Annotated in this window: 24 protein-coding genes; 10 read left to right on the plus strand and 14 right to left on the minus strand. The window is 40.6% G+C overall.

Annotated features, from left to right (window positions below; translation table 11 throughout):
* Positions 1-74 precede the first annotated feature (74 nt).
* Together DESACI_RS18570 and DESACI_RS18575 are read left to right on the plus strand one after the other, a co-directional pair.
* Entirely contained in the window at positions 75-593 is a 519-nt protein-coding gene (locus tag DESACI_RS18570; RefSeq protein WP_486598915.1) for a cytochrome c biogenesis CcdA family protein, read from the plus strand.
* A 135-nt stretch (positions 594-728) separates the two neighbouring features.
* Positions 729-1,295 (plus strand): cache domain-containing protein, encoded by a 567-nt coding sequence (locus tag DESACI_RS18575; protein WP_041276136.1) that lies wholly within the window; start codon positions 729-731, stop codon positions 1,293-1,295.
* Between the two features lie 318 nt (positions 1,296-1,613).
* On the opposite strand, the gene dsrJ (DESACI_RS18580) is transcribed toward DESACI_RS18575, so the two are convergent.
* Positions 1,614-2,018 (minus strand): sulfate reduction electron transfer complex DsrMKJOP subunit DsrJ, encoded by a 405-nt coding sequence (gene dsrJ, locus DESACI_RS18580; RefSeq protein WP_014828755.1) that lies wholly within the window; start codon positions 2,016-2,018, stop codon positions 1,614-1,616.
* A gap of 410 nt (positions 2,019-2,428) precedes the next feature.
* Between dsrJ (DESACI_RS18580) and DESACI_RS18585 the strand changes: the two genes are divergently transcribed.
* Positions 2,429-3,472, plus strand: coding sequence for a cupredoxin domain-containing protein (locus DESACI_RS18585; protein WP_014828756.1), 1,044 nt, complete (start codon positions 2,429-2,431; stop codon positions 3,470-3,472).
* Positions 3,473-4,075: 603 nt separating this feature from the next.
* Positions 4,076-4,681, plus strand: a complete 606-nt coding sequence (locus DESACI_RS18590; RefSeq protein ID WP_014828757.1) for a tetratricopeptide repeat protein — start codon at positions 4,076-4,078, stop codon at positions 4,679-4,681.
* 118 nt (positions 4,682-4,799) lie between these two features.
* Here DESACI_RS18590 and DESACI_RS18595 read toward each other — a convergent pair whose 3' ends face one another.
* Entirely contained in the window at positions 4,800-5,309 is a 510-nt protein-coding gene (locus DESACI_RS18595) for a hypothetical protein (RefSeq protein ID WP_242833084.1), read from the minus strand.
* A gap of 250 nt (positions 5,310-5,559) precedes the next feature.
* Between DESACI_RS18595 and sigI the strand changes: the two genes are divergently transcribed.
* From sigI to DESACI_RS18620, 5 genes are all read left to right on the plus strand, one after another.
* On the plus strand, positions 5,560-6,294 hold the full coding sequence (gene sigI, locus DESACI_RS18600) for an RNA polymerase sigma-I factor (protein ID WP_014828759.1): 735 nt from the start codon (positions 5,560-5,562) through the stop codon (positions 6,292-6,294).
* On the plus strand, positions 6,294-7,382 hold the full coding sequence (locus DESACI_RS18605) for an anti-sigma factor domain-containing protein (RefSeq protein WP_014828760.1): 1,089 nt from the start codon (positions 6,294-6,296) through the stop codon (positions 7,380-7,382). Before sigI ends, DESACI_RS18605 begins: the two co-directional genes overlap by 1 nt.
* 138 nt (positions 7,383-7,520) lie before the next feature.
* On the plus strand, positions 7,521-8,051 hold the full coding sequence (locus DESACI_RS18610; protein ID WP_174270323.1) for a hypothetical protein: 531 nt from the start codon (positions 7,521-7,523) through the stop codon (positions 8,049-8,051).
* Positions 8,052-8,146: 95 nt separating this feature from the next.
* Positions 8,147-8,839, plus strand: coding sequence for a response regulator transcription factor (locus DESACI_RS18615; protein WP_014828762.1), 693 nt, complete (start codon positions 8,147-8,149; stop codon positions 8,837-8,839).
* Between the two features lies 1 nt (position 8,840).
* Positions 8,841-10,232: a sensor histidine kinase gene (locus DESACI_RS18620; protein ID WP_014828763.1), complete on the plus strand. Its 1,392-nt coding sequence runs from the start codon at positions 8,841-8,843 to the stop codon at positions 10,230-10,232.
* Positions 10,233-10,342: 110 nt separating this feature from the next.
* Here DESACI_RS18620 and DESACI_RS18625 read toward each other — a convergent pair whose 3' ends face one another.
* From DESACI_RS18625 to DESACI_RS18660, 8 genes are all read right to left on the minus strand, one after another.
* A complete protein-coding gene (locus DESACI_RS18625; RefSeq protein ID WP_148271333.1) occupies positions 10,343-10,792 on the minus strand; it encodes a hypothetical protein in 450 nt (149 codons plus the stop codon).
* A gap of 364 nt (positions 10,793-11,156) precedes the next feature.
* Complete coding sequence (locus DESACI_RS18630; protein ID WP_242833085.1) at positions 11,157-11,618, minus strand: GGDEF domain-containing protein; 462 nt, start codon at positions 11,616-11,618, stop codon at positions 11,157-11,159.
* A gap of 238 nt (positions 11,619-11,856) precedes the next feature.
* A complete protein-coding gene (locus DESACI_RS23175; protein ID WP_242833086.1) occupies positions 11,857-13,395 on the minus strand; it encodes an HD domain-containing phosphohydrolase in 1,539 nt (512 codons plus the stop codon).
* A 302-nt stretch (positions 13,396-13,697) separates the two neighbouring features.
* The gene (locus DESACI_RS18640) at positions 13,698-15,437 is read right to left on the minus strand and encodes a methyl-accepting chemotaxis protein (RefSeq protein ID WP_014828767.1); all 1,740 of its coding nucleotides are present in this window, start codon (positions 15,435-15,437) and stop codon (positions 13,698-13,700) included.
* Positions 15,438-15,801: 364 nt separating this feature from the next.
* The gene (gene dsrJ, locus DESACI_RS18645; RefSeq protein WP_014828768.1) at positions 15,802-16,209 is read right to left on the minus strand and encodes a sulfate reduction electron transfer complex DsrMKJOP subunit DsrJ; all 408 of its coding nucleotides are present in this window, start codon (positions 16,207-16,209) and stop codon (positions 15,802-15,804) included.
* A gap of 530 nt (positions 16,210-16,739) precedes the next feature.
* Positions 16,740-17,342, minus strand: coding sequence for a class I SAM-dependent methyltransferase (locus tag DESACI_RS18650; RefSeq protein WP_014828769.1), 603 nt, complete (start codon positions 17,340-17,342; stop codon positions 16,740-16,742).
* A 304-nt stretch (positions 17,343-17,646) separates the two neighbouring features.
* Positions 17,647-18,309 (minus strand): hypothetical protein, encoded by a 663-nt coding sequence (locus DESACI_RS18655; RefSeq protein ID WP_014828770.1) that lies wholly within the window; start codon positions 18,307-18,309, stop codon positions 17,647-17,649.
* Positions 18,310-18,327: 18 nt separating this feature from the next.
* Positions 18,328-19,035, minus strand: coding sequence for a PspA/IM30 family protein (locus DESACI_RS18660; protein ID WP_014828771.1), 708 nt, complete (start codon positions 19,033-19,035; stop codon positions 18,328-18,330).
* A 398-nt stretch (positions 19,036-19,433) separates the two neighbouring features.
* Between DESACI_RS18660 and DESACI_RS18665 the strand changes: the two genes are divergently transcribed.
* Positions 19,434-19,796 (plus strand): four-helix bundle copper-binding protein, encoded by a 363-nt coding sequence (locus DESACI_RS18665; RefSeq protein WP_014828772.1) that lies wholly within the window; start codon positions 19,434-19,436, stop codon positions 19,794-19,796.
* 437 nt (positions 19,797-20,233) lie between these two features.
* Here the strand turns inward: DESACI_RS18665 and DESACI_RS18670 are convergent, their stop codons facing one another.
* From DESACI_RS18670 to DESACI_RS18685, 4 genes are all read right to left on the minus strand, one after another.
* Positions 20,234-20,503: a hypothetical protein gene (locus DESACI_RS18670; RefSeq protein WP_014828773.1), complete on the minus strand. Its 270-nt coding sequence runs from the start codon at positions 20,501-20,503 to the stop codon at positions 20,234-20,236.
* A 160-nt stretch (positions 20,504-20,663) separates the two neighbouring features.
* Entirely contained in the window at positions 20,664-20,858 is a 195-nt protein-coding gene (locus DESACI_RS18675; RefSeq protein ID WP_014828774.1) for a hypothetical protein, read from the minus strand.
* A 59-nt stretch (positions 20,859-20,917) separates the two neighbouring features.
* The gene (locus DESACI_RS18680; protein WP_014828775.1) at positions 20,918-21,670 is read right to left on the minus strand and encodes a cytochrome c biogenesis CcdA family protein; all 753 of its coding nucleotides are present in this window, start codon (positions 21,668-21,670) and stop codon (positions 20,918-20,920) included.
* A gap of 21 nt (positions 21,671-21,691) precedes the next feature.
* Positions 21,692-22,270, minus strand: a complete 579-nt coding sequence (locus DESACI_RS18685; RefSeq protein ID WP_041276138.1) for a hypothetical protein — start codon at positions 22,268-22,270, stop codon at positions 21,692-21,694.
* Between the last annotated feature and the right edge of the window lie 51 nt (positions 22,271-22,321).

Genomic DNA, 22,321 nt, shown 5'->3' on the forward strand with positions numbered 1-22,321 from the left:
GGAACGAAAAACAGCTCTTGGCTCACCGGTTAAAGGCGTTGACCCACACGCTTTTCTTCGTGATTGGGTTTTCGATGGTCTTTTTAGCGCTTGGGTTGTCGGCGACCGTGCTCGGGCAAGTCTTTATCACCCATCGAACTTTGTTACGAATTATTGGAGGCGGAATTGTCATTCTCATGGGACTGTCCCTGAGCGGATTACTAAACCCCAAATGGCTGATGATGGAGAAGAAGTGGGAATACCGCCAAACGAGAGTGGGCTATGGCTGTTCCGTTTTAGTTGGTATTAGTTTCGCTGCCGGGTGGACGCCGTGTATAAGGCCCATACTGGCGTCGGTTTTGGTCATGAGTGCTAACCAGCCCTCCGTAAGGTTGGCTTTGATTCTGGCCTACATTGCCGGGTTTTCAATTCCTTTCTTTGTTTTGGCGTTTACGCTGAGCTCAGTACGGAAATTAGTTCCCTATGGGGCACTGCTTTCCAAGATCGGCGATTATCTGATGATTGGGTTCGGAATATTGTGTCGGCTTACCACCCGAAACTTATACTATTTGGTAAGGTTCAAAAAATACTATAAACAATTTTCAGCATTTTAATAATAGATAGTGTAGTATACTCCTCATAATCATCCAAATTGGTCACTTGTTTCATGTTGAAATGTAACTATTGTTAGATCTTTTTGGCAATATTAACGAATGTATCAGTATAATTTTACGAACAAAGGTGGGAATATGTTGAAAGAGAAAGTGTTGAAGAAATTTTATATCTTCGTAACCATTATGTTGTTAATGTTCTCTCTTGCCGGTTGTGCCAATAAACCTGTAATTCCAACGACACCTCAGACGGGCACATCTTTAAATCCGCAAGATCATCCAGCTGAAACTCCTGCTCAACCAAGAGACAAAGTAAGTCAGGCTAACGTGGAAACTAAAACCAATGATATACTTAACAAAAAGTATCCCGGTGACTGGAAATTATCCGGAAACACATTGAGTAAAGGTGCTTATACTGAAAACGGAAAATTTAAGATGGTTGATGATGTCGCTGCGTTGTTCCCAAATACAATGGGTGTGTCCATTTTCGTCGGCAATCAGAGAATCTCTTCCAGCGTAATCCAACAAAACACCGGTCAAAGAGTTCTAGGAGGGTATGCCACCCCTGCCGCTGTTGGCGACGTTCTGAAAAGTGGTACCACCACCAGCACCTTAAGCAGTGGGTATCAGAATGTCTATATTCCTCTTAAGGATAGTAACGCTAAGACCGTAGCAGTTATGACTATCTCAATACCCAAACAATAATTAACTTATAGCGCAAGCATTGTAATAACTGCCAAATATATAATATTTTCAGCCAGCAGGGTAAGTGTGCCCTGCTTTTTTATAGCAGTTTTACAAAAAGGGTAATTTTGGTTTACAAATTACTTCTATAATCCGAGCATGGTCAGACGAGGCATATTCGGACTTAAGTCAAAATAAATAGGCTGCCTTCAAATGAAGACAACCTCGCTCGCCTAATTAACGTACCAAATAATGCACCAGAGAAGGAGGCATTTTATTTGGTACGTCTCTAGACTCGGATTTTACTGAATAATCGATGTGATTATCTGCAGGGTCAGTTCACTTCGTTGACCCATTTGGCCAAGGATGACAACTCCAACAAGTCGGCTTTACTGATGCATAATCATGACATTTAACACAAAATTGATCAGAGGGACTTAAGGCCGGGTTATAATGACAGTTCAAGCACGTATCAATACCAATTTTAAATGATTTTCCCTGACTATTTACATAAACTGTCTTACCCTCACGTACGTATTCATTCCTCCATTGATCGAGTAATTTCATATGATTAGCCCTCATCCACTCTGCTGGTTCGATACATTGCTTAGTAGCAAGTTGATGGATAGTCCCAGTATTTATTTCCGGCCCTTTATTGCTTTTCCCCCAATTATAAAGGAAAGGTATAGTAAGGATGCCAACAAAAATAATAATTGCAGCTATAATCCTTCGATTTTTAAACATTACTAATCACCTTCCTTTTTTAATTCATCAAGCTTTATTTGAAATATTGGGCTAATTTTGAGTTAAAGGGACATCCTCTGATATCTATCAAGTGCTTATTTCATTTTTTCCAATCAGAAGAGATTTATCCTGACTAAGATATAAGAAATACTTTTAGAAAAATATTAAACCCTTTTCAGCTCTTGGTTAAGCAAGCCCTTAGTACAAAATCACATTGATAACAACCAAAAACCTTCCTTGCCAACTGATGTCAACGGAAGGTTTTGGTTGTTATCAAGATATCTTTAAGAAATTCATCAGAAATTCACAACTCATTCACAGCAAAATCGTATTGATTCTTTATACTTTGAGACATAAAGACAGATTTGGAGTTAAACATATTCAAAATTGAATTTCAAGGAGGAAACATAATGAAGACAAAATGGATTGTAGGACTCTCATTAGCAAGCGTGATTGCGCTTTCAGGTACGGTATTCGCGATGAACTCTGGGTCAGTTGCCACCCAATCAGTCGGACAAACTCCTGGTATATCACTCGCCGTTTATAAAACTCCCAATCCAGAAACAGCTGCTAATACATCACAATCTACAGTTGACAACAATTCAAATGACGTTACTAATCCGGGTTCTTATGGTTACGATGGAGAGTATGGCATGATGGGGGGTTACGGGGCTAACGGATACGGCGGAGGTTACGGCATGATGGGCGGTTACGGGGCTAATGGATACAGCGGAGGCTATGGCATGATGGGCGGTTACGGGGCTAATGGATACAGCGGAGGCTATGGCATGATGGGCGGTTACGGGGCTAATGGATACAGCGGAGGCTATGGCATGATGGGCGGTTACGGGGCTAATGGATACAGCGGAGGCTATGGCATGATGGGCGGTTACGGGGCTAATGGATACAGCGGAGGCTATGGCATGATGGGGGGTTACGGTATGATGGGCGGTTTTGGCTACGGCAATGGCAGTAATTACGGTCAAAACATTAAAGATGATAATAGTGCGGCAAAGGATATGGAGACCTCCTTAACCAACGCCACAGTCGACAAAAGCGCGAATACAATAACCTATACTGGCACAGCTGTGAACATTGTTATGTTTGGCGGACCAGAAGAAGCCGATGGTAAATTCGTTATTGGCGGATTAATAAATCCAACCCTAAAAATCCCTCAAGGAGCAAAAGTAACGATGGAGCTAATCAATGAGGATACCGGTATGCCTCATGGAGTCGAGTTAACAGCCGCACCCCCTCCTTATGCTTATATGTCGATGATGCAAGGAGGGGTTTACCCGGGTAGCTTTATCCCTCCGATTCCGGAAGCCGCTACTAATCAATATCCGTCGGCCCAGGTTTCGTTTACGGCGAGTAATAACGGTGAGTTTTACTATTTATGCCAATACCCAGGTCATGCTGCAAAAGGTATGTACGGGAAAATTATTATTGGTTAAAAGTACAAAATCTAGACTTTGGCGGAATTGGTTATTTGCTTGAGGGTTTATTTATAGATTCGCGGTTCTCTTACTCTTACTCTTACTATGGAAGATATTATGACTTTAGGAAAATTCCTAGATAATCTAAGCATCTTCTGGTGGAAGGAAAAGCTACCTACAATACTTTTATGGGGCCTTTCGGGGTGCATATTAAAGGATCAACATCATTCGTTGCCGACCTGACGACTCAAATTATGCAGTATATCTTAGTAATTGCCGGAACTCTTAGCTCCATGTATACAACTTATTGAAACGCCAAAAGAACTATGGTGTAAGTAAAACCTTATCAGTTTCATTACCGCATATGGGTGTCATTTTGCTCTTCGGTATTTTAAACTCCCTCAGCTTTACTGTCCGTATGGTAATGCGGATGTAAAATTCGGATGTCAGAGGTTAGCGGCCAGAGGTTATTAGATAATTTATTTTTAACAGCTTTGCGCACTCGCGAAATCGAGTGCGCGAATCAGTTACAGATCAACACGTTAATTAATTTAAATAAAATTGCAGTTTTAGGAGATTATATGTATATCTCCTAAAAGATTTTTTTCGGGAGGGCGTGCCATGAATGACACAAAGAAAACCCAAAAATTAAAAACCGTTATTATAGTAGTCTTGCTCGCCGCATGTTTAATTGGGGCTGGGGCCTATGGATTCTTTTCCAATAATAGTAGTTCAACACCCCTTTCGTCGACTTCTAGCAACAGTGACTACACTAATGCCAGGAACCGTGTAGATACTCTAACCCAACAACTGAAATCAAGCCCTAATGATATCGGTTTGCAGCAAGATTTGGGAGATGCTTATTATGATTTAGGAACCGCTGCCCGAAATAATGCTCCGAACGAAGCAAAAGAGGATTATAGTCAGGCAGTAAAAAATTATCAAGTTGTTCTCAAGAATAAACAAGACCTCAATGTCATAACCGATATGGCGACAGCTGCCTATTATAGTCAACAATTTGATCTAGCTGAACAAAGTTACCAAAAGGCCTTAAGCATAAATCCAAATTTCACTCCCGCTTTGAATAATTATGGCGTATTTCTGTATGAGTATAAAAAAGACAATGCTTCAGCCATCCGAATGTGGCAAACTGCCCTGAACCAAGATCCCAATGGACCCAACTCTGCTCAACTTAAGTCCCTGATTAAACAAGCTCAGAATCGATAAAGACTACTTGTAAGTTAACAAGATTAAGAACCAAAGGTTTAATCTATCATTTTTCGAAAAACACAAAAGGGAACTAAGTGCAATACTTCAGTTCCCTTTTGTGCTTCTGTAATCTTATTTACCTTCCCATTCTTCCAGTGGAACCCATCATGGTTCTGACTCTTGAATATTGACCCGATTGTTGAGTTGTGCTAGAAGCATTCACCTTATTAGACCTGTATGTTCCACTCATTACTTGCTGGCTTTGTGAATTATTCATTGGTCCATTCATGGGAGTACTCACAGACTTTGTCTGCATTTGAGTATAACCGGGCATGTTTTGTATTTGATTATTGGGTTCGTTGGTAGCGATTGGAGTACTCATAGGCATCGTCTGCATTTGAGTATACCCCGGCATGTTTTGTAGCTGATTATTGGGTTCGTTAGCACTCGTTGGATTACTAGGGTTTGTCTGGTTAGTCTTCGGAGTTGTTCCCTGCAAATCTCCTGGACTTGTGACATTGCTAGGAGTCATATATGAAGTTGCGCTGGAAGGTTGCGACAATGTGTTGTGGGAATTGCTCCCCGTGGTAGCAGCATTCACGATCCCCGCCACCCCTAATACTAAAGCCATTGATAAAGTCGCCACTAATGCTTTCTTTTGCATGCTACAATTCAATCCTTTCTTAACAAGATTTAGATAATATTAAAATTCAACGCCCTTGAAATCCAGTTTAATTTTCCGTTTGTCTCTCACCTCCTGTTGTCACCATAGTATTCGCAGTCCCTTCCGATTCTCGGGGGGTAGGTTTACATCTTTTTTAAACTAAATTTTTTTAAGGTACCCCCTAAAATCCAAGATATCTTTACGAAACTTTCTACTAGGTGGAGGGGTTGAAGTGCAAGAACAAACAATTCAGCAGACTTTACAAGCAGCTAAAAAGGGAAACAAACTTGCTAGAGAAGAATTTATTGAAAATCACAAACCATTGATCTTGAAAATCAGCTCAAATTTATGTAAGCGGTATCTAACTTGGGGACATGATGAAGAACTAAGCATCGCCTTAGTAGCTTTTAATGAAGCAATTGATGACTATGACCCTGTCCAGGGTGCCTCGTTCTACGGGTTTGCTAAAACTATCATAACACGACGATTAATCGATTACTTTCGCAAAGAGTCAAAACATCAATTACTCTCGCTTACCCCTTCAGAGTCTGACAACGACATCGATCACCATTATGCTTCCGAAGCGTCTTTGGATATATATAAAGAGAAAGAACAGCATAATGATTTTGCCGAGACGGTTAAGAGCTATATAATCGTTTTAGCCGAATATGGAATAACCTTAGAAAATTTAGTGGAAGTCTCCCCTAAACACCGTGACAGTAAAGCAACACTATATAAAGTGGCCCAAAAACTATGTTCTCAACCCGATTTGCTGCAATACCTAACCAAGAATAAGTGCTTGCCTCTCAAAGAGTTAGAGCTTCTTACCGGAGTAAAACGCAAAGTCCTGGAAAGAGGGCGCAAATATCTGATTGCCACAGTTCTAATCCTATCCGATCCTGAATTCAGATCTTTAAAAAACTTTACACAAATAGACTCGATAACTACGCGAAAGGGGTTAGCGTAATGGCCAAAACTAGAGGCATTGTCATGAAGACCTCCAAAAAAAACACTATTCTTTACACTGAATACGGGGACTATCTGAATATCAAAACACCGCTTGCTGCTCCCCTTCTCGGACAAGTTATGGAAGTGGATCTGCCTATACGGAAAGCTATTAGTCCAAGCTTCCTAAAAATAGCTTCGATTGCAGCTATGCTGCTTCTCGTTTTGGGTGTAAGTGTATTTAACATTGTCTCCGGCGTCAATACCGCCGTAGCAGCTGTTGTAATGGATATAAATAATAGTAAGGAACTTTTGGTTAACTCTGATGCCAAAGTTCTTAAGGTGATTGATTTAAATCAAGGAACTCAAATTTCACCATCTGAGCTTGAGCTTCAAGGAAAAGACATTTATACATCTGTTGCCCTAATGGTAGATCAGGCCAATACTCAGGGAGGCTTTAAACAAGGCAAAAAACCGGTCATGGCAAGCATTATCCCCCTTAACAACCGTCAGGCAGATATCGTTGATCAAGCCAAACTCCGTGACTCTATTAGACGCCTCATGATTGAGAAAAATATTTCTTCCGACTTGATGGTAAGCACGACAGATGAAACCACACAAAAAACCGCTCAAAACCTAGGAATGAGTGTGAACAATTATCTAGTGTATAAGGGTTTAATGGCTAAAGGGTTCGTTGTCAATCCAAAAGGTTCAGGTAATAACAACACTCTTCATATGTTGACAGAGGCAAATACTACCTTAAACTCACTTTTCCCTAAAGAATGTGTAACAATAAATCCTCAAAGCGAGACACCTCAAGAGACACCCAACGCGATGGAAACTCCGATGACTGGCCAAAATATGCCTTCTAATGGTACCCAAAAAGCGAGTTTGAATCCAAGTCCGACTCCGAGTTCGGGTCAAAGTCAAAGTTCTAGTCCAAGTACAAGTCATAATCCGAGTTCACCCAATATGACTAACACCTCGCCACCTACCGGTTACCCAATGCCCAGCAGTTCTCCAAAGAACATTACACCCTCGTTCCCCATACCCAAGCAAGATAATATGCCTGCTAGCTCAGGCTCCGAGAGTCATAATATGATGCCTTAAATTCATACAAGAGTCTTTTACACACAAATAGTGAAAGACTCTTGAAATTCATCAGAAATTCATAACTCATTCACAGCAAAATCGAATTGATTTTCTATACTTGAGACATGAAGCAAGGTTATAATTAGAGGAGGAAAAATGATGAATAAGACAAAATGGATTGTAGGACTCTCAATAGCTAGTATAATTGCCCTTTCAGGTACTGTGTTCGCTATGAACTCTGGGTCATATGCCACCAAACCTGTCGGACAAAATACCGTTTTATCAAATTCCGTTAATAAAACCGCCAATCTAGGAACAGGCACTGGCACTGATACCGACGGAAGCAGCGCGATTAATAATAGTTCGCCAACAACAAGACAAGCCACAAGCACATCACCATCTTCAAGTGACAGTAGGCCAAATAACGTAATTACGCCAGGTTCTAATGGATTCGCCGGAGGTTATGGAATGGGTGGTTACGGTACTAATGGAAATGGTGGAGGCAACGGTATGATGGGCGGCTACGGTGCTAACGTAAACGGTGGAGGCTACGGAATGATGGGTGGCTACGGCGCTAACGGAAACGGTGGAGGTTATGGTATGATGGGCGGTTACGGTTCTAGTGGATACGGCGGAGGATATGGCATGATGGGCGGTTATGGTTCTAATGGAAACGGTAATAAGTAATTACTCAAGTACGATACATTCACTGTTGGTTTCTTTGTTACAATGATGTACCATGTACCATATTCCCAATAAACAGAAAAGGAGTTTGTTTCTTGATGAGAATCTTACTCGTTGATGATGAAAAGAAAATCATCACAGTTCTTAAAGCCTACCTACAACAAGAAGGCTTCCAAGTAACTACCGCCCTTAACGGGCTAATTGCTCTGACGCTATTTAAGGAGAACACTTACGATCTAATTATCCTCGATTTGATGCTTCCCGGTATGTCCGGTATAGAGATTTGTCGTGAAATCCGTAAAATATCCTCCGTCCCTATCATAATGCTCACGGCAAAAGTCGAAGAAGAAGACCGTATTCAAGGCTTGGGCATCGGTGCAGATGATTACATTACCAAACCCTTCAGCCCACGCGAAGTAGTCGCTCGGGTTCGTGCTGTTTTACGTCGGGTGAATAACGAAACCACTCCACTTGCAGACATGATTTCCTATAACAACGGTCTGACTATAGACAATATTCAACATGAGGTTCGCCTTCATGATCAAGTAGTTCCACTCACTCCAACCGAGTTTAAGATTCTGGGGGCCTTGGCTAAGCATCCTGGACGGGTATACTCCCGTGGACAGCTGGTTGAAATTGTTCAAGGACATGACTTTGAAGGAGATGATCGCGTGATTGATGCTCATATTAAAAAAATCCGGCAAAAAATCGAGCTTTCCCCAAGTGACCCGCGTATTATTCTCACTGTTTACGGAGTGGGCTATAAGTTCAATCCCAATCCGGAGCTGTAAGATGCGCAAAAAACTATTTTTGTCCACAATCATCATCGCGCTGATTACCGTTACCCTTAGCATGCTAGCCGTTGAATTTGTCTTTCAGCAACAATTTAGTAACTATCTGACTACGACGAATGAGAATACTATAGAGCAGCTGCCTTCACGCCTAAGCGCCCTCTATCTGAGTAAGGGTTCTTGGGATTCTGCCTCTTTAGAAGAAATCAGCAATACCCTTCCGGCTGGCACGACGGTAACATTGAGCGATCCCAATGGCCGACTCATTGCCACCTTAAATGATTCTATGGGATCAATGATGCAGGGACAAGGTAATGCGGGAATGATGGGTATGATGGGCTCATCGGGCATTATGAGTTGGAAAACGAAAACTCTCCCAATTTCCGGAGCAAATGGAGTTATAGCAACAGCTCTAGTTCGCTACCCGTCCACAGCTCAAATTCTAAATCCTCAAGATGTCCTCTTCCAATCCTCAGTATTTCGTTCGCTTTTATTTGCCGGAGGCTTGGCCCTATTATTGGGGATGATCCTCAGTTACTTCACAAGCCGCCGCCTTGTTGCTCCTCTTCAGAGCTTAACCCGAGCTGCGGAACGAATAGGACAAGGACATCTCAAAGAACGAGTTTCGACACGATCACGTGATGAAGTTGGACAATTAGCGAATGCCTTTAATATCATGGCCGACAGCTTGGAGCGGCAAGAAACCCTGCGCAAACAATTCACAGCCGACATCGCCCATGAGCTCCGTACTCCTTTAACTTCCATCAAGAGTTTTATTGAAGCCTTTCAGGATAACGTTCTGCCGGCCAGCCCGGAGAACCTCACCTCCATTCATGAGGAAATTGACCGTTTAGTTGACTTATCCAGTGACCTAAAAGACTTAAATGTGGCGGAAATGGGTACTTTAACACCCATCTTCGAACCAGTAGACTTGAATCATTTGCTAGAAAAAGTGATTAATAGCCTTTATCCGCTGATCCAAGAAAAGCAATTAGCCCTGAATTGGAACGCTTCGCCGGAGCCTGCGACTATATCGGGAGACGGGCGGCTTTTAACCAGGCTCTTTTACAATCTCATTCACAACGCCTATCGGTACTCAAATGATAGCGGTAAAGTGATCGTTAGGCTTACATCAACACCGGATTCTGCGGTAATCGCTATTAAAAACACAGGCCCCGGCATTCCGGAAAAAGATCTGCCTTATATCTTCGAGCGATTCTACCGCGCCGATAAATCCCGTACCCGGGAAACCGGAGGAACAGGAATTGGTCTAGCCCTAGTCCAGCAGATTACAAACCTCCATAAAGGCACCATCACTGTGCAAAGTAAAGTCGGTCAAGATACTGAATTTATTGTCCAACTTCCTAAAGAGATAAAAGTGGCAGAGGAATAGATCCTCGGCCACTTTTATTTTCAAGTATTGCTTTAGCCTGACGTTAGACTTTAGCCTGCAGTTAGAATAATAAAATTAATAACAATTGATCTTATCATATCCCCAAAAACTTATTTTGAACCAAGTGCTTCCTTAACAAGAGGTTGTAGGGCTGGATCTTTTAGCATGGTTTCAAAGGTCGTTTTCATCCGAGGATCAGCCATGATCTGTACCATAGGCTTATACATAGACGGATTAGACATAATACTTACCATTGCATCCTGGTTTTGGCTGCTCCCCATGAAACCAATCATATTCTTTTGGACATTGCTGTCCTTCATCACATCTGTCATCACAGGTAACATTTGAGATGACCCCATGATTTTCACCATAGACTGACGCGTATCAGGTGAGCTTAAAATATCAACCATAGCCGAGGGATTGCTGGTCATATATTGGGTCATATTGCTGGTATTCATCATACCATTGCTTTGACTGCTACAACCGGCAAGGACTAATGTAGCAGTCGAGATTAAACCTACAATTAGAACTGATCTTATTTTCTTATTCATAACCCTCATTCTCCTACATTCAAATTAGCTTTTTCTTTAAATTTTGTCTAAGTATAAGTAGTTTAGAATCAACTAAAAATATGTTCACGAAATCAATCATTGGCAATGTCTTTGTTTTGCTACCATTCCTCATATTACTTCGGGAACAGCAATACCACTTTCATTTTTCTTTAATTCATTCCTCCCTAAATATTGTTTAACAGCATCAATTTGTTTTATGCTGTATTGTTATATCTTTAGTGTACCTCTTTAATATGAATTTCTCATGAATTCGGGCTTAGATATTTGATCTGGAGCCCTTTTTCAATTAGGAAATAATAGAATTATTAAAGAGCCTACTGGATCATCAGAAAAATCTTATTTTCAAAAAATATTAATAAGCGATAGCACAATTCTTACCGCTTTGTTTAGCCATTAAGAGTGCTTTATCGGAGGCCACTACAACATCGTGAATATTACTCGCATCGTCGGGATAACTCGAAACCCCAAGGGATACTGTAATTTGGGGATATGGAGTGTTAGCCAATCGACTAATTTCAGTTCTGATCTTTTCGGCCAACGTTATGGCGTCCTTTTTATCACAGTCTATTAGCAGCAAAACTATTTCCTCTCCACCGTATCTATAAACTCGATCAGTCGCACGGACACAAGATTGAATAGTCTGACCTACTTTTATGAGAATCGCATCTCCAACATCATGTCCAAACTGATTGTTAAAATTCCTAAAATTATCAATGTCAATGAATATTAGTGACAATACACCATTGTGTTCTACATTTTTCATATCGATATCGAACGCCCTGCGATTGAAGAGGCCCGTCAAAGAATCAGTCATAAGCTTTGATCTTAATTGCCGATTGATATCTTTTAATTTTTCAATCCTTCTGTAAAACAAATCGACCGCAATAAAGTTTACTGTCCCAATCAAAGCTCCCAGAGTGATACAATGCACAAGTATATTATTAAAAAGTGGCGTAGCTAAGAAATGTAATGAAGCTACACAAATTATTCCAACAAACACCAATGCTAAAAACAGCCACGATATAATCATTTTTTAAAATCACACTCTCTTGTTATGTGATGACTACAAGTTTTTCCTCACATTCTAAAAATGCTTCAACAACTTCCGGATCAAAATGCTGATTTTTATCCGCTACAATTCTATCTTTAGCCTCTTGATGAGATAGACCTTCTTTATAAGACCTTTTAGAACGAATTGCATCGTACGCATCGCAGAGAGCAAATATCCTAGCTTCTATGGGGATCTCTTGACCTTTTAACCCTTCAGGATATCCTTTCCCATTAAACTTTTCATGGTGATAAGCACAAATATTCATCCCCATTTCGAGGAAAGACTCTGTCAGATCATATTTATCAATCGTTTCTTTAAGGATATTTTTACCCGTTAGAACATGTTTCTTCATTTCGGTATACTCTTCATCTGTCAATTTACCATTTTTCAGCAAAATAGCATCAGGTATAGCAACTTTTCCTATGTCATGGAGTGTGGCTGCATAATAGAGATTATCTATAAACTCGCTAGTTATGATTTTTTCGTACTGCTTATGTGTCCTTAATTGCTGAGCTAAAATTATGGCATAATCTCTTGACCTTTCTAAATGCATCCCAGTCTCTGGATCGCGTCCTTCTGCAAGTGTTGCGAGAGAAAAAACAATCGCCTTTTGTGTACTAAATAACTTTTTGAAAATTGAAAAATTCATGAAGATGCTATACATAACTAAGCTCAAAAATAAGAGGAGTAAAGCTTCGAACATATATACTAATTTACCTAAGGTTACTTTCAATAAAGGTAACTGATGGTATTCCGCGAGGATAAATGGTTGTTGGTCAAAGATATTAACCCTTGAATAATGAATCCTTTCCATTTCATTTACCGGATACCAATTAGAACTGTCGTTTAATGGATAGCTAATTTTCTTAATATCCAAGCTCCCATCTGTTTGATTCACAAATATGTCCAATCCATCATTCGTTTGAATAAATAATTGAGTATTAGGGAGAATCTTAAAAACGTTTGATAAATCAAGATCAATGAACAATACACCTTTTAATGCTTGATCATCCATTAACGGCATAGCTAAGGTCATTACAACCCTTTTCCTTAAATCAGATCCTTCTTTTTCTGTTGCAAAATATACTGGAGAAAGAGATGCTTGACCTTTCTGCAATTTCATGGACTTTTGGAATAGATTCCTATGTACATCACTGTTACTTAAACCATTAGTCCAGGAAAGTAAATTTTCCGTTTTACTGTTTACTTGTAGCATCTCAAGCTCCGAAGCATTCATCACCGTCATCTGATAAAATTGTTTACCCTCCAAGAAACCCGTTAGTACATGCTCTGCCTCCATTTTCTTTGATGGGGCAAAATTTTGTGAGTAATAATCTTTTAGTTCAGGCAACGCTATGGTAAAGTCCAAATCCCGCTGAAGATCAGAAAAATAATTGCTTATATTCGTTTTCCCGGAATTCACTTCAGCCATTGTTTTTTGACCTCTCCATTGTTCTTCTTCATTATATACTTGTCTTGAACCAAGATATAATGAGATTCCAAAAACAATCAGTAAAAGGAGAAGGACTAAAATAAACATTAAATTCTGTCGTATCAACTTTCTAAGCGAGGATAAATCTCCCCTTGGGCGAGTTGAGAAACCCTTCATGATCGTATGCAGAGAATCAGTTTCATGGTTCCTTTTAAGTACCACACGTTAATGTCCATGAATATGTTCATACCTCTTCCCTCTCTCACTATTTTGACTATCTTTATTCATCCTTGTAGAGATATCTAATTAAATAATTCAAATTAACACTTTGAAGAATGGAAAATCATCTAAACATTTGCTTTCTAGCACTATCAATATTTTACTTAAGGAGCCCGCTTTAATTGAAAAATCTACAGCCTAAATTTTGAGACAAGATGTAATAAACTTTCGCCAAGCTTTGCCAGGGCTTCAGCTGATTGGCTCACCGTTTCCATTGTGGCGGCTTGTTCCTCCGACACAGCGGAAACCTCTTCTGCACTTGCTGCAGTCTGCTCAGCTATCACACCAATACTTTCCACTGATTGGACCGCATGGGTTGTACCTGTGGCCATTTGGTGAGATGCTTCCGAAACCTGATGAATTTGCTCTACGACAGTGTTAACTTCTTCTACTATGGTTCGGAAGGAATGACCTGCCAAATTCACAGCTTCTACTCCCGCAACCACATCACCTTTACTATTCTCCATCAGTCCTACCGCACGTTCCGTCTCACGCTGGATATTATCAATTAGGGTTGCGATCTGAACTGTGGAAATCGATGATTGCTCCGCCAACTTACGGACCTCTTCAGCAACTACAGCAAATCCTCTCCCTTGTTCGCCCGCCCGTGCAGCCTCAATCGCTGCATTAAGAGCCAGTAAATTGGTTTGCTCTGCGATTCCTTTGATGACATCCACAATTTGCCCGATCTGTTTGGATTGATCTCCCAACTGGAAAACGGCTTCGGCTGTATGAACAGACGCTTGTCGGATTTGTTCGATTTTGTTCACGGCATTTTCGGCTTGAAGCGCTCCTAGGTTAGCAGCCTGCGCTGCCTTTCCACTCCTTTGGTTAACCACCCCAGCATTTTCCGCCACCTGCAGCGCATTAGCTGACAGCTGTTCAATGACCCTACTGGTATCTCTGACTGATATTGCTTGATCCGTTGCCCCGGACGCAAGTTGAGCTAGAGTTTCAGATATTTGTCCACTGGCAGCTGTCGCTTCCTCTGAAGCAGCCGATAATTCTTGGCTAGTTGCCGCAATACTCTCAGACTGAGTTAATACTTCTCTAATAACCTCTCGCAACGAATGGACCATCGCACTAACCGCTTGGGCTAAAACACCAATTTCGTCTTTATTTTTAATATCAGGCATTTTAACGTTTAAGTCCCCATCAGCCACTGACTGAGCAACCTTCGTCACCTCAGTTAGAGGACGGCTAATATGTCGTGCCAGCATAATTGCCAAACCCGCCCCCACAATCAAGGCCATTAAAACAAATATAATCAGGAACCTCAAAACAGAACTATCTGTAGTCCGCGCATCTACAACGGCTTGAGCCCCTCCTTGATCCTGAAAATTCATTTGAGCATTCATATCTTTGATCACCTGGTCAAAACTTGCTTTGCTCTTATCCATTATTATGGAACGGGCCTCATCATCCTTACCTTCCGCTATCAGTTTCCATACTTCATCAGCATCTGTCATATACATGCTAAAGGATTTCTGCATGGTTTGACTTCGTGCTTTTCCATCTCCACTTGTTACATATTTATTATACTGGGCAAAATCACTTTCCCATTTGGTTTTAAAGTTCATGAATTGAGCTTTTTCGTCCTGTAACATTTTTGCATTGGCACGCATCGTAAATCCTATCAAAAGAGTACGCCGAGTGTCTTCTGTATCCTCAACCACTTGCGCCAAGGACGTTGTTGCTTTTAACCAATGCCCGCCTAGATCTTCCGCTCCCGCATTGATCTTATAAACGCCGAAATAGCCCACACCCCCAACAAGCAACGTTAGTAGCAGTACAACCAAAAAGCCTAAGAGTAATTTAATTCTTATCCCGTAACTTATGACAGACTTTGAGGTATCTATCTTTTTATCCATGTCTTAGCAACACTCCATTTCCTTAATAAGTTCAATTCTCCGGTCTACACTACCATACTCCGCCCAGTGCCGAAATAACAGCTACTGCTATGTAATTCTTGCCATTTATGATTTATGGTTTGCTTTTCGACAAGAACACCAAGATAACCTCTATTTTCTTATGTCATTTTAGATTTTAATGATGCAACCTTGTCTATGGTCAAAGTATATTGAATCAATACGACTATGCTGTGAATGAGTTATGAATTTCTCATGAATTTACCTTTTTCTTTGAAGGTTTGAATTCGTTCAGGCTACTGTTCACCACAATGAAAGACAAAAAAATGACTGGGCTGACTCTCATTCGTTAGCCCAGTCATTTTTATTATGTAGCGCCCTTCGGTAAAATATGGCAAATCCAACAGTTAGGATTCACGGCTGTATGATCATGGCATGAAACACAGAACTGATCAGATGTTTTTAAAGCCGGATCATAATGACAATTTAAGCACGTTTGAAGATTATTTTCGAATGACTTGCCTTGACTATTAATATATACCCTTTTGCCTTTGCGTACGGCTTCATCTCTCCATTGGTTCAGCAGAATCATATGATTAGCCTTCATCCACTCTGCAGGCTCAACACACTGCTTAACCGCTAATTTCTGGATAGCTGGAGTATTCAGATTTATTACAGGTCCCTTGCCTGATTTCCTTATGTTATAGAGGAACGGTAAGCTGACTATAGCAACAAAGACAACAAGTGACGCAATGATTTTTCCCCATTTGTGCATTATCCATTAGCCTCCTCGTATTTAGGTTCACACTTAGTCATTAGTCGATGCCTCTCTTTCTAAACCCACAATAGAAATTAATGTCTCAGCGCTTATATTTCCTTACTTTACATATTATCTCTGACTATGAGGCCTATTATGTGGAATTAGCTTTCTAGATGCGATGGCCTACAAATAAGTTCTCAGCCTCTGTACGGATACGCACCTGCCTTCTGTGATCTTGATCTCCACAATAACGGACTATAACTTTTACAATTAATGACTTTGTTTTCATTACACTCTGTCGGTAGTGGTTTACACCATGGAATGTTTGGCATTCGTTTAAGTAAAGCTATTGGTAACCAAGTATTAGTCGCTTATGGGTATGCCTGGAATATTGTTAAACAACGCTGTGGGCAACTATAAATTAAGGGACACTGATAAAGAAATCAATGTCCCTTAATTTATAAATACAACCTAATTTTGATCTCTACCGGATAAACTAAATTTACTACCCATTCTTCCAGTAGATCCATCATTGTGTTGACGCTTTATGGTGTAGCTAGGATCAGTTTAAGGATCTTTGGTTTCTGATCAATAACGTCGCCGATATGCAACCCAGCAGCTTTTACATTTTCTACAGTCCGACGATTAATGTGTGGCCCCATCATTCTCACCATCAAAGGATCCATCAAATCCATTAGTTTCCCCAACAATTGATGATCACTTCGGACATGTTCTAAAAGAATAATCTTACCTCCAAGTTTACAAACCCGTCTGATTTCTCGCAAACCTTTAATTGGATCCGGCACAGAGCAAAAGACACACGTAGCTATTACTGTGTCGAAACTATTGTCACGAAAGCTTAGCTGCTGCGCATCCATCTCCTTAAGCTCAACGTACGCCTTTGCCTCTCTAGCACGTGGTTTTGCCTTATCCAACATCCCCGGGCTTATGTCAATACCCGTGACTTCACATTCTGAAGGATAGAATTCAAGATTCTTGCCGGTTCCCACTCCAACTTCTAGTACCTTTCCTTTTACACCACTTAACAACTCGCGACGCAAATCCGACTTAATCATACTATCCATCCAGTCATAGAAAAGTGCTGTTCTATTATACCGTTTACGTGTCAATATCGTTTCCTTATCCATAATAATCCCCCTTTCATCTATTTACTTCCATTCTTGTCGAGTACAGCCTAGTATAATGAAAGGCTCAAACCAATTATGGTTTTGAGCCTTTGAACGGAAATACTTTTTATGGGCGAACGCTAAATAATGTTTGGATCAGTAACCTTCCGACAAGCATTAAATACCTGAACTTTTGCAGTCTGTTTACCACACATTACCTTTTACTACTCTAGCCTCCCATCATTTCATTACCACCATCATAGACGTTACTTCCCTGAGCAGAATTAGCTCAGCATCCAGGCCTTAATACTCTTGAAATTTTCTATTAACTAAGTTCAGACTCAAGATTCTTTATTTTTTCTCGCTGCGCTAGCGCCTTGCGTTCCAATATCTTTGCTTCCACTTTAATTTCAAGAGCTTCGAGCTGTTTCAGATCGGATGCCAGTTCCTTAATTCGTATCTCTAAATGACTTGATTGTTCCATTAGTTCTTGGCGATGCATCAGGTGATCTCTTGCTTTTTGTTCATCAAGAGCAATAGATTCTTCAGCGAATCTCTCCTCAAGCTTCATCTGATTCGCTAGTTGGTCATAGCTTTGTTTAATTTCTGTAATTAATGTGTTAATTTGTTGTTTAGCTGTTGATAGTTCCGCCTTTTTTGATTCTAGATTTTTAATTTCTGATAAATCCACTGTCGTTGAGTGTTCTATTTTTGGTGTTTCTTTGATGGATTCTCGTTGCCTAGTTGTTTCCCTCAAATGTGCCAAATCATCTAAAGTAAATAGCCCTCGCTCCATTTGATCCAATACAGTATAATACTGGTCTCTGCCAATCGTTCCCTGAGCATAAAGTATATTTACTTCACGTCGAATTAGCTCTCTGTCACTATATCCTTCAGTATTATATGAACGTTGGTGTGGTATGCCAAAAGTACCTCCACCACATCCGCCACCAAACCCGTACATCCAATTACGACCACCGCCACACATAATATTCCTCCCTTTTACTTAATTGTTTGAAGCCAATTTCTTTCTCAATAGAGTTAATTCTTCTTCAACTTTGGAATCTTTGCTTAACTTTCTGAATCTACGTTCCATATCATCGGTTTTCGAGTCAAAGGCCTCGGAAATTACCCCTTGCTCAGTTAACTCATCGATAGCCTTCACTCTAGCCTGCATATCATATATTTTACTTTCTGCTCGCTCGATGGTTTTTCCTACTTCATCCGCTTCAGAACCGACAGATGTCATCATTTCTTTGACCTTAAGCTGCACTTGAGACGCGTTATAAACTGCTTTTAGTTCTTCCTTTTTACTACGAAAGTTTGATATTTTATGTTTCAATTCTTCTTGGTTATTAATAGTGGCCGTAAGCTGATGATCCATCTCAGAAAGCTGGTTCTCTAATTCCTGAATCCGCTCTTCTGCTTCAGCCTTGCGGTTAAGAGCTTCTCTGGCTAAATCCTCTTGTCCCAATGCTAGTGCTTTTTCCGCATGTTTCTGATAATTTGTAGCCATTTGAATTTGTTCATCTCTTTGCATCTCAACTCTTTTCTTAGAAGTCGTTAACTGAACGGTATTTTGAACTATTCTTTGAAGAGCATCCTCCATTTTTCGCAAACTGAAATCAAGCATCTCCCCAGGGTCTTCAGCCCGATCAAGGCTCTTATCTACTTTTGCCTCGAATAGCTGTTTTAAGCGAACAAATATTCCCATGATAAATCCTCCTTCTAAGAAATTTAAGTTCTTGTATTTCGAATCTATTTATAGTTTAGAACTCTCTTATGAAGGACCTATGAAAAATTTATGAATTTCCTATGAAGAGACTTTTCACTCTAATAATTTGCCTTAACTTATTATCTGCAGGCACCTGATTTCAATAAAAGCCCCCACCAAAGCTCCCTGAATTGCCAATGTTCCCTTCACTTAAAATTTTTACAATTCGTGGTGCAAAATCTACGATGCCTGTGCTACCGAATATGCTAAAATGAAAGACACCATTGCCAAAAATGTACAGATATGTGCCGTAAGTAACTACTGATTCTGTATATTTTCCCTATGATTGAAGAAGATAAATAAGATTAAAATTATAGTTAGAAATGGAGGATCATTAAATGCCTATTGTGACTAATGCCACTGCATCAATTCAAGCTTGTATTGATGCATGTAACGCCTGTATGCAAGCATGTGAGGAATGTTACACTGCCTGTTTTAACGAACCTGATGTGGAAGCCCGCATCCGGTGTATCCGAACACTTAGGGATTGTGCTGATATCTGTTCCATGTCATCCCAATACATGTCCAGAAACAGTGATTTTTCCGCTCAATTGTGTGCAACTTGTGCCACAATCTGTGATGCTTGTGCTACCGAATGCGCCAAAATGAAAGACACCCATTGTCAGAAATGTGCAGATATGTGCCGTAAGTGTGCCGATGAATGCCGCAAGATGGCATCCCAATCCCAAGCGGCGAGGTAAATCTGATTGCTAGAATCCGGTAATTTCCATTCCTCAATGGGCAGCATAGTCTCCCCTTATAATGGTTAAGATTCTATCTCCGGTGGACACCCTTGCTCTTGGCTAATGGTTGTAATCGCCCTACGCGGTAAAGAAGGACCCTGAATTGAGAATCAGGGTCCTTCTTCTTAATTGAGGTTCTTGTAAGCATTTGTCCCTTACTGAATACTCTCAGAATCAATATACATAATACTAATTGCACGCCCACTTCTTGAAAAGTTGGTTTCTTGTAATGTCATGTTGGTGAGAGTCCTTACCTGAAGTCCCTGTATTCAGCTTAAACCGCACTTGTAGTGCTAAACACCGAAAATATCACGCAGAACTACAACTGCCCCTATAAAAATAACCTGGCAGTTTTTTAACATTCTTGTTTCTCACTAAAACACACTTTACGTAATCTATTTAATTTCAGCCAAAAGCCGTCTATATGTATCCACTCGGATCTCGCCCTCTAGCAGCATCTGACGAAGTCGTCGTTTTTCCTGATTTATGGCCTGCACATGAGAAAGATTTTTACATGTTTTTCCTCTTTTCCTGGATTCAGATCTATTGTGAACCGCTCTTGCGAACTGCTTATTCCTTTTTAGGCCAACAATTAGGATACCGACTAAGATGGCAATGGCAAAAAACAACAAGATAGAAATTAAGACCTCCGTTTTGGCAATCACTTGTTTATCTCCCTCATACTGTGAAGTTTGCATTTCTTTAATGCTCTATACTGGAGCCCCGATGTGAAGATAAAGCAAAAGCCTGAGCAAGGTATGATAGTCCCCTACCCTATACATTATCCATAAGAAAAAATCTCTTTTTTATAACATACTTTTAAGCCTATTTGCTTTTATGGCCGCCGCAACAACCCGTATGCCCAATGTTTTTATTCTGTGGATCTTTCTCAAGACTATCGTGCCGGTGCCCGTGTTTCTTTCCACCGCCACAACAACCAGCTCCTCCTGGCCGATGCATAAAGAACATTATCGCAACTAACAAGACTATCCACCAATATTGACTAATAAATTGTAACATTTAAGGTTCCTCCCAACGCAATTTATTTTTTTTACCAAACCCGCTAAACGATAAAAACTTCACATGCCTAGAGGCAGTCGAGGCAAGACTTTGGCTAAATAACCCGTCAATTGAGTCAACTTGTCCGCATAAATTACGTAAGAAATATAGAGCATTAGGAGGCCTGCTAGACGTTCGACTGCAAATTGCCAATGACGAATCTTCTGCAGACTCTTCATAATCCAGTTAAATGATAACCCTGCGATCATATATGGAATAGCCAGCCCTAAGGAAAAAACAAACATAACAAGCATTCCGCTGAAAGGATTTTGGGTGGTTCCTGCTAACGCCAGAATAGAGTAAAGTGTCGGCCCAATGCAATGGGAACAAGCAACGGCAAACAATAAACCGACGATAAAGGATGACCAAGCGTTGTGTTTGGCCTTATTCCTCAGCTTTTCGTAAAAAGCTGGTTCCCAATGTAATTTGGCGAGGAACGACAACTTAAAAACACCTAAAAGCTTAAGCGCTAATATAAGGACAACCGTACCACCTAAAATATTAAGCACAAACTGCCACTTGCTGAGAATTGCACCTAGCTCTCCCGCTGCGGCTCCGGCGGCGGTAAACACCAGAGCAAAACCGCCGATAAAAGCTAGAGTATTCTTTACTACTCGACGGTGCATGAGAGCGTCCATAGCCGTCTCTTTAAGTTGATCGGAACTCAGTCCTGTAATTAAAGAAAAATAGACTCCTAACATAGGAATGATGCAAGGTGAGAGAAAAGAAAGAATTCCCGCAGCAAAAGCAATTGCCAATAGCGATATGGTCAATATTTCACCCCTCTCTCGGTTTTAGTAAGCCCAGGTGAAGTTACGCATTGGAACATTGGCTAAATTCTTAATGCCAAGTTCAAACTGACTGCCAGATTTCAATTTGCTTAAATCTGTACTTTGTACTCCCAATTCAGCCGTAACATGGTGCCCTCCCCCACCGTTGTTTAAGACTTTAACAACAGCTGGAACAGTGGTACCACTAATTTTTAGTTCGGTGTTCCTTGAATAATCAAAATCGCTTAAATCAATCATATGATTGTTCATCGTTACTGCAAATTTAAGCATTGAGGAATCGGAACCTTCTTTTTCCCAAGTTACAGCGACCTCAACCCCACCTTGATTATCAAGCCGAGGCGCACTCCACGAGCTTCCAGTCGAAGAATTGGGGGAATCTGGTGTATTGGTACCGGTCGCATTGGCACCTTGCTTTCCTTGATTTTGTGTGGCCACAGCCGATTTGAGGCCCCACCAAACACCAGCCCCTAAAATAATAATTAGAGCAATAACAAGTACTTTTACCTTCAATCGTCTATCCCCTTTACATCTTAAATTAACTATCATTTTTTTCCTTAGCTTTTCTTCTTTTACCGAACTCACTATTACACATCCTGAACCCTGCAAGACAATTATGTCTCTGTACAAACTAAA

Origin of the sequence: Desulfosporosinus acidiphilus SJ4 (genome assembly GCF_000255115.2) — a bacterium.
In the GTDB taxonomy this organism is placed as follows: domain Bacteria; phylum Bacillota; class Desulfitobacteriia; order Desulfitobacteriales; family Desulfitobacteriaceae; genus Desulfosporosinus; species Desulfosporosinus acidiphilus.

Coding starts and splice junctions, on each gene's coding strand:
- DESACI_RS18675 (WP_014828774.1), bottom strand. CDS start 20,858: ATGTTACAATTTATTAGTCAATATTGGTGGATAGTCTTGTTAGTTGCG.
- DESACI_RS18640 (WP_014828767.1), bottom strand. CDS start 15,437: ATGGATAAAAAGATAGATACCTCAAAGTCTGTCATAAGTTACGGGATA.
- dsrJ (WP_014828768.1), bottom strand. CDS start 16,209: ATGCACAAATGGGGAAAAATCATTGCGTCACTTGTTGTCTTTGTTGCT.
- DESACI_RS18610 (WP_174270323.1), top strand. CDS start 7,521: ATGATGAATAAGACAAAATGGATTGTAGGACTCTCAATAGCTAGTATA.
- DESACI_RS18585 (WP_014828756.1), top strand. CDS start 2,429: ATGAAGACAAAATGGATTGTAGGACTCTCATTAGCAAGCGTGATTGCG.
- DESACI_RS18615 (WP_014828762.1), top strand. CDS start 8,147: ATGAGAATCTTACTCGTTGATGATGAAAAGAAAATCATCACAGTTCTT.
- DESACI_RS18650 (WP_014828769.1), bottom strand. CDS start 17,342: ATGGATAAGGAAACGATATTGACACGTAAACGGTATAATAGAACAGCA.
- dsrJ (WP_014828755.1), bottom strand. CDS start 2,018: ATGTTTAAAAATCGAAGGATTATAGCTGCAATTATTATTTTTGTTGGC.
- DESACI_RS18655 (WP_014828770.1), bottom strand. CDS start 18,309: ATGTGTGGCGGTGGTCGTAATTGGATGTACGGGTTTGGTGGCGGATGT.
- DESACI_RS18625 (WP_148271333.1), bottom strand. CDS start 10,792: ATGAGGGTTATGAATAAGAAAATAAGATCAGTTCTAATTGTAGGTTTA.
- DESACI_RS18665 (WP_014828772.1), top strand. CDS start 19,434: ATGCCTATTGTGACTAATGCCACTGCATCAATTCAAGCTTGTATTGAT.
- DESACI_RS18620 (WP_014828763.1), top strand. CDS start 8,841: ATGCGCAAAAAACTATTTTTGTCCACAATCATCATCGCGCTGATTACC.
- DESACI_RS18570 (WP_486598915.1), top strand. CDS start 75: ATGGTCTTTTTAGCGCTTGGGTTGTCGGCGACCGTGCTCGGGCAAGTC.
- DESACI_RS23175 (WP_242833086.1), bottom strand. CDS start 13,395: ATGTTTATTTTAGTCCTTCTCCTTTTACTGATTGTTTTTGGAATCTCA.
- DESACI_RS18575 (WP_041276136.1), top strand. CDS start 729: ATGTTGAAAGAGAAAGTGTTGAAGAAATTTTATATCTTCGTAACCATT.
- DESACI_RS18630 (WP_242833085.1), bottom strand. CDS start 11,618: ATGACTGATTCTTTGACGGGCCTCTTCAATCGCAGGGCGTTCGATATC.
- DESACI_RS18660 (WP_014828771.1), bottom strand. CDS start 19,035: ATGGGAATATTTGTTCGCTTAAAACAGCTATTCGAGGCAAAAGTAGAT.
- DESACI_RS18605 (WP_014828760.1), top strand. CDS start 6,294: ATGGCCAAAACTAGAGGCATTGTCATGAAGACCTCCAAAAAAAACACT.
- DESACI_RS18590 (WP_014828757.1), top strand. CDS start 4,076: ATGAATGACACAAAGAAAACCCAAAAATTAAAAACCGTTATTATAGTA.